We start from the raw sequence: 12,196 nt of genomic DNA, 5'->3' as shown, positions 1-12,196 counted from the left end.
GGCGAAGAACCTGTGGGAGCGGCCTTGTGCCGCGATCGGGCGAAGAACCTGTGGGAGCGGCCTAGTGCCGCGATCGGGCGAAGAACCTGTGGGAGCGGCCTAGTGCCGCGATCGGGCGCGAAGCGGCCGTAAACCCTGCATACGCATTTTGTCTGACACATCGAAGTTGCAGGTTTTACGGCCGCTTCGCGCCCGATCGCGGCACTAGGCCGCTCCCACAATCGCGGCGTGAGGCCCCTCCCACAGGGGGGCGCTCTCATATCACCCATCCAAATCAAGCATCAGCCGGATAATCAACATGCTGGACGATCTTCTCCTTCAGCAGCGCCCGCTCCTTGCGCAAGCGATTCACCGTGTCATCCCCCGTGCCATTCTTCTCGGCAACGACGACCTCCTTGTCCTTGGCCAGGTAATCCTTGTGCAGCTGACTGAGCGCCGAGTCGGTCTTCTTGAGCGCCTCGAACTTCTCCTCATCCAGCTTAAGGTCCGCGAGCAGATCGTGCGTGACTGGCATTGCTTCACCTCTGTCAGGGGTTGTGAAAATGTCCTGATCTTTGAGGATAGCCCCCTTTGCAGAGTTCAGAGCAATGCACGCGGCGTGGACGCGTGGTTTCCCGAGCACGCCTCGCGCCGTATATACTGCGCGCCATTGTTTGTGGGAGAGCCTCGTGGCCATCGAAATACACTGGATCCGTGACGACCACAGCCTGGCCGAGCACTGCCAGCGCTGGCGAGAACTGCCGTTCGTGGCAGTCGATACCGAATTCATGCGGGTCGACACCTTCTATCCCAAGGCCGGCCTGATCCAGGTCGGCGACGGCGTCAGTGCATTCCTGATCGACCCCCTGCTGATCAGCGACTGGCAGCCCCTGGGCGAGCTGCTCGACGACATGGGCGTCATCAAGGTGCTGCACGCCTGCAGCGAAGACCTCGAAGTGCTGTCGCGCCTGACCGGCAAGCTGCCGCAGCCGCTGTTCGACACCCAGCTGGCCGCAGGCTACCTCAACCTCGGCTTCTCGATGGGCTACTCACGCCTCGTCCAGGAAGTGCTGCAGATCGAACTGCCCAAGGGCGAGACCCGCTCCGACTGGCTGCAGCGCCCGCTTTCGGACACCCAGGTCAGCTACGCCGCCGAAGACGCCGTGCACCTGGCCGAGCTGTACGCCAGCCTGCGCCCGCGCCTGTCGGACGACAAGAACGCCTGGGTACTCGACGACGGCGCCGAACTGGTTGCCCAGATGCGCCGCGAAATCGACCCCTACGGCCTGTACCGTGACGTGAAGCTCGCCTGGAAGCTCTCGCGGCCCCAGCTGGCCGTGCTGCGCGAGCTGTGCGCCTGGCGCGAGCGCGAAGCCCGCGCCCGCGACCTGCCGCGCAACCGCGTACTGCGCGAGCATGCCCTCTGGCCGATGGCCAAGACCCAGCCCGACAACCTGTCCGCGCTGGCCCGCATCGACGACATGCACCCGCGCACCATCCGCCAGGATGGCGAGTTCCTGCTCGGCCTGATCAAGCAGGCCGCCAGCCTGCCCGCCGACCAGTGCCCGCCGTTGCTGCCCGAGCCGCTGCCGATCGAAGCCTCCGGCATCCTCAAGCAGCTGCGCGCCATCGGCCTGGCCGAAGGCGAACGCCTGGACATCGCCCCCGAGCTGATGCTGCGCAAGAAGACCCTCGAAGCGCTGCTCAAGAGCGGCTATCCCGACGGTCCCTATGAATTGCCCGAATCGCTGCGCGGCTGGCGCCGTGAGCGGATGGGGCAGGCGCTGCTCGACAACCTGGCAGGCGCCGGAGAATCCTGATGAAACGTATCTGTTCGATCTACAAGAGCCCCCGCAGGAGCGGCATGTACCTCTACGTGCTCAAGGCCGACGGCCTGGAGCGCGTGCCCGAAGGCATGCTGCCGTACTTCGGCACCCCGGTGCACGCCTTCGACCTGGTATTGACCCCAGAGCGCAAGCTCGCCCGCGAAGACATCGTCAAAGTGCTGGAAAACCTCGACAGCCAGGGCTACCACCTGCAGATGCCGCCACCGGACGACGAGTACATCGAGCACCTGCCAGAAGAACTGCTGCGCCGTAACGACCCCGTCTGACATGCGCATCCTCATCGCCGAGCAGGACCATGCCCTCTACGCCCGCCTGCTCCGCGAGGCGGCGCCGGACCTTGATGTGGTCACCAGCGACGACTCCGCCGAGCTCGCCTCACTGTCCGCAGCCTGCCCCGTGTGGCTCGGCCAGCCCGACCTGCTGGCCACGCTCCTGCGCCAAGGCCATGCCCCCGCGTGGGCCCAGTCCACCTGGGCCGGCGTTACCCCGCTGCTTGCATCGGGCCTGCCGCGCGACTACCGCCTGAGCCGCGCCGTCGGCATCTTCGGCCAAGTCATGGCCGAGTACATGCTGACCTACATGCTCGGCCACGAGCGCGACGTGCTCGCGCGCCTGGTCAGCCAGGTCGAGCGCAAGTGGGACGACCGCCCCGGCAGCAGCCTGCAAGGCCGCCGCGTACTCATTGTCGGCACCGGCGACATCGGCCAACGGGTAGCCGAGTTTCTCGTCCCCTTTGGCGTCATCCTCCACGGCGTCGCCAGCCAACCCCGCGAACAGGCCCCCTTCATCGAAGTCGCCGGCCTGGACCAGCTGCCACGGCTAGTAGGGGAGGCCGACTACGTCCTCAACCTCCTGCCCGACACCCCAGCCACCCACGACCTCTATGACGCAGCCCTGTTCGCCCGCTTCAACCCCACCGCCTTGTTCATCAATGCCGGACGTGGAGTAGCGGTAGTCGACAGCGACCTTGTCGAAGCCCTCAAGCAAGGTCATCTTGCTGGCGCCATCATCGACGTCTGCCGCCAAGAGCCGCTTCCCCAGCGCCACCCATTCTGGACCGCCTGGGGCCTGCTCCTCACCGGCCACAGCTCCGCCCCCACATCCCCACCCGCCATGGTCCGCCTCTTCCTCGAAAACCTCCGCGCGTACCACTCAAACCAACCCCTACGGGGCGAAGTAGATTTCCAACGCGGCTACTAACCCCCGCAATCCTGCCCCACTGCGTGCGCGAGCCTTGTAGGAGCGGCCTTGTGCCGGGACGCCGGACCGCGCGAAACGGGCCCGCAGGGCCCGTAAAACCTGCAACCCCAATCCCCCTGACCCCTATCAAACACATCCCCCCACAAATCCCATCTAACGATTCCGATAAATCCTCGGATAATTCCTACACCCCACTTGGTCCCCGCCCGATACCCCAAACCCACCCCCCTATAAACAATGTCGCTCCCAGGCCACCCCCTCCCGGAACACTCCCCCATGCGCGACTACCCAACCCTCTCGCACCACGGCGCCACCCAAGGCGTAACCGGCTCCTGCCACCAACTCCACCTCACCCCCCACACCAGCCTCCTCATCGACTGCGGCCTAGAACAAGGCCCCGACGCCCCAGATAACCCCACCACCCACCCCCTGGGCTTCCCCATCACCGGCATCCAAGCCCTCATCATCACCCACGTCCACCTGGACCACGTCGGCCGAATCCCAGCCCTCCTGGCCGCCGGCTTCCGCGGCCCCATCATCTGCAGCGAGCCCTCCGCCAAGCTCCTGCCCCTCGTCCTCGAAGACGCCTACCGCCTCACCATCAGCAACGACCCCGCCCAAGTCCAACGCTTCATCGATTTCCTGAACCAGCACATAGTCCCCATCCCCTTCGAAACCTGGCACTCCCTGACCGACCACCAAGACCCCACCTGTCGCATCCGCCTCCAGCGCGCCGGCCACCTGCTCGACTCCGCCTACGTCGAATGCGACATGCAATACCCAGGACGCCCCGACACCGACCGAGTCGTCTTCTCCGGCGACCTCGGCGCATCCGGCAACCCCCTGTTACGTCCAGTCCAGCCCCCCGAGCGCGCCGACATCCTCGTCCTTGAAAGCACCTACGGCGACCGGCTTCATGGCGACCGCAGCGACCGCCAGCAACGCCTCGAAGCCGTCATCGACCGCGCCCTGGCCGACCACGGCACCATCCTCATTCCCGCATTCAGCCTTGGCCGTACCCAAGAGCTGCTCTACGAGATCGAAGACATCCTCCACCGCAAAGCGCTGCTGCAAGACGGGGAGGGCAGGGCCACCGACGACCCGCTCCAGGCGATCGACTGGTCGCAGCTGCCCGTGATCCTGGACTCCCCCTGGCACAGCGGATCACCCAGACCTACCGAGACCTCCACGAGTACTGGAACGCCGAAGCACAGGCGCGATTGGGCGAAGGCCGCAAGCCGCTGGGGTTCCGGCAGCTGATCAACGTCGAGAAGCACGCGCAGCATCAGCAGGTGGTCAATTACCTGAAGAGCACCGGGCGGCCGGCGATCGTGATTGCGGGGAATGGGATGTGCTCGGGTGGGCGGATTGTGAATTACCTGAAGGCGATGCTTGGGGATCCGCGGCATGAGGTGGTGTTTGTGGGGTATCAGGCGAAGGGGACGCCGGGGGCGGTGATTCAGGCGTGCGAGGGGGTGCAGGGGTTTGTGCAGGTGGATCTGGATGGGGGGATGTATGAGGTTCGGGCGAAGGTGGTGAGGTTGCGGGGGTATTCGGGGCATGCGGATCAGGAGGGGTTGGTAAGTTTTGTACGAGGGATAAATGTGCCGCCACGGGATGTGGTGCTGGTGCATGGCGATATGAGCGCCAAGCAGGTGCTCGCCGGAAGACTGCTGGGAAGATACGAACAAATAGATCATGAGCCCAAGATCACTATTCCACGGTAGGGAATTTTTTAGGGCTCCGAATCAACGGTCTTAGTAGGGGAACTAATGGGTATGTATCGCCTCTACAGCCCACTATTTTTGAAAGACAAACCCAGCCAGGGTCGCGAAATGCCAACTACCCTTTAGGTTTGAGGCAGGCGAGTTTTCGATCTGATTCGAACCTTGAAGCATAGGGAATCGACCGGATCTGAGGAAAAGTAAAATAAATGCGCGATCAAGATGAGCGTTTTGTAAGCCGTGATGAAAGCGATCAACCCGTATTTATCAGGGCTATTTGGAACCAGAAACTGATAGTCTTGTTGACTACCGCGGTTGTATTCAGTGCAGCTCTAGCTTATGCGCTGCTGGCGCCGCCGCTTTACGTCGCAAAGACCTTTGTGCAACCCCCGACGCAGGATGACATTGCACCGCTTAACCTCGGTCGAGGGGGGGATTCGGGCCTGACCGCGCTTGCTGTCAAGGACGTCTATGACGTCTACTTACGCAATCTTCAGTCAGAATCATTGCGAAGGAAGTTTTTTGAAGAGGTGTATTTACTCAGCATATCGGCACGAGCACAGGGCAGCTCGCAGAACGAGCTGTATGAGCAGTTTCAGGAAATTCTGTCGCTGGGCCTCGCTTCCAGTACCGACCCCTCTCGCTATGCCATCACTATTCACGCGTCTAGCCCCCGCTTGGCTGCTGATTGGGTGGAACATTACTCAGAGCTAGCCGGGCAGCTTGCGCAGAACGAGATTGTTCAAGACCTAGAAGGCGACGCCAAGGTCAAGGCTGGTGACCTCAAACGCGAAATCGCTGTGGATTTGGAGGGGGCGCGCAGTCGGCGCGAAGACCGCATCGTTCAGCTGGAGGAGGCATTGCGAGTGGCGCGTGTGGTTGGTCTGGAAAGGCCACCACTCATATCCAAGGATCTGTCCAAGGAGGTATCGGCGGCAATGGATGGCTCCCTCATGTACATGCGTGGGGTGCAAGCACTAGAGGCTGAAGTGGAAAATCTTCGAAGCCGTGCATCGGATGAGCCGTTTGTTCGAAATCTCCGGCCGAGGCAAAATACCATGGAGTTCTATCGAACTCTAGAAATAGACGCGAAAAATGTGCGGGTTTATCGACGGGACGGGGTTGCGGAATTGCCAGATGCACCAGTGAGCCCGAGGAGAGCGTGGGTGCTCGTACTTGGGCTTGTCATGGGCTTTGCTCTCGGCACGATGATTGCGGTATTCCAGTATTTGCGAACCGAAAAGAGAGTTCGCGCATAGATATTGAGTGCTGCGGAATCTGGCGAATGGCTAGCATCCTGTTGGGTCAGGTGGCACAATATCGATTCTAACGTCCTATCAACACAGGCATCTTCCAGTTTCCACGGCCACCCGGTCACGTAACGGGAATAGGACTGTTTTTCGGGCGCCTCTCTAGAGGCAGGAACGCTGTGACCATCAACGCCTCAAGCCCACCGCGAGCAGCTTGTGCTCTAGATAACCTTTCGACGGTGTGCGGGATTATTTGCCTTATGGCCAGGCTAACACGTCCCTACTCCCCCGTGTTACGCCGCCCGAATGGCCGTCTATGTAGCTACGATCATATGTGTATACCACGTATACGCTATAGTGCGCTTGGCAACCCTCAACGTTCTGAATGGGCTGGAGCCAAGCTTGGAGAAAGCGAGGTACAGCAAGCGCTCCTCCGGTTCAATCGTATGGCCAGGTCACCGTCCGGAGCCTCTTTGCACCAATTTAATACGGCATCTGACGATGGAAACGCTGAGCAGGCTGGTTGCAATGCAATAAAGCGTTTTTACTGGATGATGCTCATGCTCATACATGATGGTCATGCCGGTCAACGGGCGGAGTGGATTTTCTCATTTTTTGTCGGGTATTGGGCTTTTAGTATATCTTTTGTGTGCGCTCAGATGGCGCTGCCTGGTTTTGCGCAATTGGTGTTGATGTGGATTTTAGGGGCTGAGGAGGCGAGTGAAATTGATGACCGTGTAAACGGATGAACTGCAGGACATCCCCATCGTCAAGCGACTCGTTCTCAAGCGTGAGAATATATTGACAAGTAACGGTGTGGGTTTTGGATGTGGGTGGTCGAGCTTGGTGGATATGGGGAGGTTAGGATAGGGGTAAGTGCTAAGAGGGGTTTTTGAGCGCATTATTCAAAAAAAGATTGGCGTGCTAGCTCGTTTACTAGAATGAAATTATCGGTTATTGACAGACACGTATTTCAATGAATGGAGTTATAGGATGCGCAGTGATTCTGAGCGCTTGAATAGAAGTACTGAGATCGACGTTTTTGAGCTGGTAGGCGAGGTGTGGAGACGGAAGCTAATTGTTGTGCTGATTGCACTTGTTATTACTGCGCTTGCAACCGCCTATGCGTTTCTTGCTACGCCTATATACGAGGCTAAGCTCTTCAACGAGCCTCCGAGTAGAAATGATGTCTCTGCGCTTAACTACGGTCGCGGAGGCGCTAGTGGCCTAGCTCTGGTTGAGCCAAAAGATGTTTATACCGTCTATTTGAGGCATCTTCAGTCCGAATCACTGCGGCGCGATTTTTTTCGCGAGTATTACCTTCCGAAGGTGTCTTCTAGCGCCCCAGCAGGCTCCATAGATCGTTTGTATAGCGAGTTCAACCAAGTCCTAAAGGTTGTTCCAGTGCAAGGGCGCGAAAATCGCTTCTTTGTCATATGTCAATTGTCAGATCCAGTTCAGGCAGTGGGTTGGGTGTCGCGTTACGTTGATATGGCCGTTGAGCGCACGAAACGCGAAGTTTTAAGGGGTACGCATGGGGAAGCTCAAGCTAAGGCAGATAGCATTGAGCGTGGAATAGCCGCTCAACGGGAAACAGCACAAAAGCAGCGGAGCGACAGGATTGCACAGCTTACAGAGGCGTTAAGAGTGGCTCGCTCTGTTAATTTGGACAATCCACCAATCATATCCAACAACCTTTCCAGCGAAATGGAAGGGTCGTTGATGTATATGCGAGGTGCTAGAGCACTAGAAGCAGAGCTGATAAACCTGCGTGAGCGTAACTCCGATGATCCGTTCATTTCCGACCTGCGCGAAAAGCAAGAAGCGTTAAAGTTTTACCGCGGGCTTGAAGTCTTACCGCAGGCGTTTGACGTGTATTGGCAGGATGGCGTTCCTGAGTCTCCAGACGCTCCGCTCAAACCTCGAAAGGCAATGATCATGATCTTTGGTCTGCTGGCTGGATTGGCCTTGGGTGTAGTTGTTGTTCTCGCGCGCATAGCCAGAAGGCGATAAAACTTTAAATATTTGGTTGAAAATACTCAGGCTAATAGTTGACTCAGTGAATAGGATCACTTGCCCAGAAGTTGGGCAAGTGAATTCAGGAGTTTAAGGCTTTTGATTAGTCATTTGAGAGTCTGCCACGATACTATTGTGCGTGGGGTGCAGAAAATCAGATCGTCTGAAATCGATCTAGATCCTCATGGAAGACGGCCCATATGATGATGATGTTAGAGATTGCCATAGCGCTCTGTTCAGCCTCGGCTAAAAAAATGAGGAGCTATCAGGCACACTGTGCAATGTCGGGAGCCCTGCCTTAGCCACTGAACCCTGGGGACATTGCTGATTTCGTCCCGAGGCGCCATGGTCATCACCATGGAGAGGCGAACTACCTTGAGTAGCCGCCTGGGCATGATGAGCTAGGTCGTCTGTATGGGCCTAAATCGTGCGACGGCTCGGCCCTGAGAAGCAGCGCGACTCGTTGACTCAGCCTTCTAGGGCCGGCCTAGGTGGTGACCGATCTAGGTTTTTCACCCATCTACCTTTCCCGCGCAGGAGTGGCGGAGAGGTACTGCACGGATTCCGACTGTGATCAAGAGGTGCATTTGGGTGCTTTCATGCTTCAAGGGAAGGGAGGCCGCATCTGATCATCCCGTATGCTTCGGGCGCGCCATGGCCATAGGCACATTCGCACTGCGATAGGTTGGCGCCATAGCCCGGTATTTCGTATCATGGCAAAATGATTGTGCTAAAGGGATGTACTCATGGCTTACTCAGCGCCAGACGTTGCGAATGCCTTCATTGAGCAAGCGGTGCAAGGGAGTTCCTGCGATTTGATGCCCATGAAACTATCAAGGTGTGTTGCTGAACTGCATAGTGCTGCGGAAAGACACCCAGATATTATTTGGCTGTTGAGAGTTGATTCTCGCAGTCGGAAGTCCTTGGTTGGAGCACGGCCAGGCGAGATCGGGGCGCATAATGAGTAATGCTCTCAGCGCCGCAGCTCTTTTGATTAATAAAATTATAACTTTCGTGCTCTTGTTTTTTCTGGCCAGCCAGTTAGGTGTTTCTAAATATAGTATTTTTTCATATTATTATGTAGTTATCACCGGTATCGCCTCCGTAGTGGGAGAAGGTGCTGCGATTGCGTTATCACGATATGGGTTAATTCACGGGGTTCAGGCAAATCAACGTCTGCTATTGAATATTGCATTAATAGCCGCTGCTATTGCAGGCGTTTTAGGGGTGTGCGCGGCCTGGTTATTTCCTTATCAAGGCGCATCTGATATTTCTCAGGGATTGCCGTTTCCTTGGTGGGGTTTTGTGTTTGCATTTTCCACCGTGCTGAACGTAGCAGTGACTGGTTTGATGTTCTCAGTTGTTAACACAAGACGGTGGCCAATAGTACAGCTTGTTCAGGGAGTACTAGGATTTGCGTTGGTGGGCGTTGTGGCTATGAGTGATGCCACGGTTAGCACCGTGCTTGCTGTGCTGTCATTCGTGCCGTTGATGGCGCCCGCATATGGCGCGTGGGTTATATCGCGTAAAGCGTCCGAAGAGTCAGGCGAGCAGACAAATGATGTTTCGGTAAAAAACTTCATACGTAACTCGGGTATTTTTGCCTTATGTAGCGGCATGCTGTTTGGTGCGCCTATTCATGTTATCTGCTTGATCATCTTCGGTAGGTCAGTCGCGGTCTCAGACGAGGTGGGCTACTTTAATCTTTATTTCTTATTCTATGTGCTGGTGACCGTAGTACCGGCATCCCTGAGTCCATACTTGATCGTGAGGCTAATGGGAAATGGATTGGGAAAATCTTCGAGTTACCTGATGGTTGGGGCTCTAGCTGCTGTTGTACTTCCGGTAGGGCTTTATCTCACTAAAAACATCTGGTTGTGCTGGTTTGGAGAGCACATTTGTGCTCGTGCTGATCTGTTGCCGCTAGCATTGGTTGCTGGCGGGCTCGGCCTGATAGTAACGCAGTTGGTGCAGGTGCTGCATAGCGAACACCAGAGTAGATGGGTCGTGTTGGCAGGAGTGCTGTATGCGCTAGTGTATTTTTCTTCTGTAACGGCGTATGCGGTACGGGGCTCTATGACAGCGAATGAACAGTTTATTGCTTTTACAGGCGCCTTGATGGCGCAGGTATTAGTCTTGGCATGGCGGCGTTTTTTTCATTCTAGCATCGTGACAAACCAGGGATAGTTCCTAGGCGCGGACGTCAATGCCTAGATAATGGATGGAGGTAGACAGTGATCGAAATAGGAATTTTTGGTTGTTTTTTGACTTGGATAGGGTTGCTGTCATATTGCGTTTTTACAAAGCGTTATTTGGCATCCCTCTATTCACTATGTTACTCAGTGCCATTCCTGGCGCTAGTGAGGGGCATGTGGGCCGATCAAGTAGTATTGTGGCCGATTGGAAATTATACATTTGAGGTAACTGCTCCCATTGTTTTTCGTTTGACATGTGTTTGGGGGTTTGGCTTAGCGGGAGCCCTCGCGGCCCTGTTCTTATTTCGCGTCACTAATCGCTTAAATATTAAAGCGCCTAAGCTACCCTCCGTTAGTCTGGACGCAGTGCGCCTGTGGGCTTGGGGGTTTTGTGGTATAGCGGTGGTTTACATAGTGGCTCGTATTTTGATGCCTGAGCAGGTGTTTGCTGTGTTTACGGGCATCGAATCTTTCGCGGTATGTGCCATTTTGGTGTTTTTTACATATGCATTGCTTTCGGCTCGGTTTTGGCCTCTGGCGGTCTCAATGGGCCTCGCGTTTGGTTATGCCTATGCCAATACAAGGACGGGGGATCGTGATTTTGTAGTGCTGTTCATTGCTATGATACTGGGAGCAATTTTTTACTGGAGTAAGCACATCTCGTTTAAGCTTCTTATGTTAATTGGTGTGTTTGCTGGCGCCGTGCTTATGAGTGGTGTGTACGTATCCATGGTCAGAATGGAGGTTCCGCTCACTGAGGAGAATATTTCTCAGTATTTACTTTTTAACTCGTGGAATGCAATTGTTTTGCCGATGGTCGATCAGCTTTCTAATCATTGGTACGGAGATCATTTGAAGTTTGGAAAAACATATTTCGATATGCTTGCGTCCATAGCTCCGTCGCCTTTTTACAGTTATTTTGGTGCCATTAAGCCTATTACACTTGATAATCCAGCAGATTGGTACTACATCTATGGGTTAGGTGGTATGCACGCGGCGGGAGTCGGATTCGAAAATTTCGGTTTGGCCGGTGTGACGCTGGATGTCTTAGTCAGTATGAGTTTTCTTTTTTTGGTAGATAGACATAGCGAGGATCGCGCCTACTTCCGATACCTATTGTTTATGCTTTTGAGTGCGTCGGTAATGCATTGGTTGTGGTACGGTGCGATGTACATGTTGAACATGTTAATGTTTTTCTCTGTTTTGGTAACGCTCGTGTTGGGCGTTAGTCTAGTTGGGCGTGCCCTCTTGAGGGGGGGGCGTACGGCAGTCTCCTTCAGAGCAGGTCAATATTTTGGAAGGTGAGCCAAAGAGCTGATCCCGTAAGGATCGAGCGCCGAGGTAGAGTGAGGTCTCAGAGGCGTTACGCGAGTCGCGGACCTGCGGAGCCGCACCGTCTCTACGACTCCCGCAGGGCTTGACGATGTGTTGTGCGCTTGCCTCCTTGGGCCGTCATCTCCCGGTGCCTGGCTGACCGCGGGTACCCCATGTCATTTCGCTAAGGAAATGCGGCTGTTCTGTGTTGGGCCCAAGTGGTTTTTTCAGTGGTCGAGCATCAGCGGTTGTGGATTTGAAGAGGGACGCTACGGATGATCTGTGACTTAATCCTCCGTCCGCGTAGGAAAGTTCGTTACGCTTGGGTGCGTACCATCCTCTGGCAGTTTGAGGAATTCCCACAGAATCGAGCTGAATCGGCAAGGGCTTGTCTAGATTTCAAGGTTTTCCTGGAGGTCTTGGGGTGCGACAATCCGTGGATGGTTTGTGCACCTATCGGCCTGTCTAGAGCCCGCTCCCTTGAAGAGTGTGGTAGCGAGAAAGGCAGTTTCTGTGTAGGGTTGGGCGCGTTTCCAATCAGCTGGGAGCCTCGGTGCAGACACCTACACGATGTATCCTGTGCGGTGAGTGGCTTAAGTGTAGTAAATTCGTCGGTTTCCCAAGCGGTGAAGGTGAGCTTTCAGTAGTGGATTTCGATGGACTGAGTGGCT

The 12,196-nt window shown here is 55.9% G+C and carries 9 protein-coding genes and 1 pseudogene; 9 read left to right on the top strand and 1 reads right to left on the bottom strand.

Features of this window, described 5'->3' with window-relative positions:
* Nucleotides 1–274: 274 nt before the first annotated feature.
* Nucleotides 275–514: a DUF465 domain-containing protein gene (locus AC0ZZU_RS22665; protein ID WP_476343508.1), complete on the bottom strand. Its 240-nt coding sequence runs from the start codon at nucleotides 512–514 to the stop codon at nucleotides 275–277.
* A gap of 154 nt (nucleotides 515–668) precedes the next feature.
* Here AC0ZZU_RS22665 and rnd point away from each other — a divergent pair, with 154 nt between their 5' ends.
* From rnd to AC0ZZU_RS22620, 9 genes and pseudogenes are all read left to right on the top strand, one after another.
* On the top strand, nucleotides 669–1,799 hold the full coding sequence (gene rnd, locus AC0ZZU_RS22660; RefSeq protein ID WP_476343507.1) for a ribonuclease D: 1,131 nt from the start codon (nucleotides 669–671) through the stop codon (nucleotides 1,797–1,799).
* Nucleotides 1,799–2,092, top strand: coding sequence for a YcgL domain-containing protein (locus AC0ZZU_RS22655; RefSeq protein WP_476343506.1), 294 nt, complete (start codon nucleotides 1,799–1,801; stop codon nucleotides 2,090–2,092). The genes rnd and AC0ZZU_RS22655 overlap by 1 nt, the downstream gene beginning before the upstream one ends.
* 1 nt (nucleotide 2,093) lies before the next feature.
* Nucleotides 2,094–3,026 (top strand): D-2-hydroxyacid dehydrogenase, encoded by a 933-nt coding sequence (locus AC0ZZU_RS22650; protein WP_476343505.1) that lies wholly within the window; start codon nucleotides 2,094–2,096, stop codon nucleotides 3,024–3,026.
* A 276-nt stretch (nucleotides 3,027–3,302) separates the two neighbouring features.
* Nucleotides 3,303–4,753, top strand: a pseudogene (locus tag AC0ZZU_RS22645) (MBL fold metallo-hydrolase RNA specificity domain-containing protein).
* Between the two features lie 206 nt (nucleotides 4,754–4,959).
* The gene (locus AC0ZZU_RS22640) at nucleotides 4,960–6,009 is read left to right on the top strand and encodes a Wzz/FepE/Etk N-terminal domain-containing protein (protein WP_476343504.1); all 1,050 of its coding nucleotides are present in this window, start codon (nucleotides 4,960–4,962) and stop codon (nucleotides 6,007–6,009) included.
* Between the two features lie 464 nt (nucleotides 6,010–6,473).
* The gene (locus AC0ZZU_RS22635) at nucleotides 6,474–6,749 is read left to right on the top strand and encodes a hypothetical protein (RefSeq protein ID WP_476343503.1); all 276 of its coding nucleotides are present in this window, start codon (nucleotides 6,474–6,476) and stop codon (nucleotides 6,747–6,749) included.
* 244 nt (nucleotides 6,750–6,993) lie between these two features.
* On the top strand, nucleotides 6,994–8,013 hold the full coding sequence (locus AC0ZZU_RS22630) for an LPS O-antigen chain length determinant protein WzzB (protein ID WP_476343502.1): 1,020 nt from the start codon (nucleotides 6,994–6,996) through the stop codon (nucleotides 8,011–8,013).
* A gap of 963 nt (nucleotides 8,014–8,976) precedes the next feature.
* Entirely contained in the window at nucleotides 8,977–10,203 is a 1,227-nt protein-coding gene (locus AC0ZZU_RS22625; protein WP_476343501.1) for a hypothetical protein, read from the top strand.
* A gap of 47 nt (nucleotides 10,204–10,250) precedes the next feature.
* Nucleotides 10,251–11,516 carry a hypothetical protein gene (locus AC0ZZU_RS22620; RefSeq protein WP_476343500.1) on the top strand — a complete coding sequence of 422 codons (1,266 nt, stop codon included), beginning with the start codon at nucleotides 10,251–10,253 and terminating at the stop codon, nucleotides 11,514–11,516.
* Nucleotides 11,517–12,196 lie beyond the last annotated feature (680 nt).

Source organism: Pseudomonas sp. JE3303 (assembly GCF_056312565.1).
Note: the sequence above shows the minus strand (reverse complement) of the source record. Positions and strands in the feature narration are given on the sequence as shown.

Coding starts and splice junctions, on each gene's coding strand:
- AC0ZZU_RS22665 (WP_476343508.1), bottom strand. CDS start 514: ATGCCAGTCACGCACGATCTGCTCGCGGACCTTAAGCTGGATGAGGAG.
- AC0ZZU_RS22655 (WP_476343506.1), top strand. CDS start 1,799: ATGAAACGTATCTGTTCGATCTACAAGAGCCCCCGCAGGAGCGGCATG.
- AC0ZZU_RS22650 (WP_476343505.1), top strand. CDS start 2,094: ATGCGCATCCTCATCGCCGAGCAGGACCATGCCCTCTACGCCCGCCTG.
- AC0ZZU_RS22640 (WP_476343504.1), top strand. CDS start 4,960: ATGCGCGATCAAGATGAGCGTTTTGTAAGCCGTGATGAAAGCGATCAA.
- AC0ZZU_RS22630 (WP_476343502.1), top strand. CDS start 6,994: ATGCGCAGTGATTCTGAGCGCTTGAATAGAAGTACTGAGATCGACGTT.
- AC0ZZU_RS22625 (WP_476343501.1), top strand. CDS start 8,977: ATGAGTAATGCTCTCAGCGCCGCAGCTCTTTTGATTAATAAAATTATA.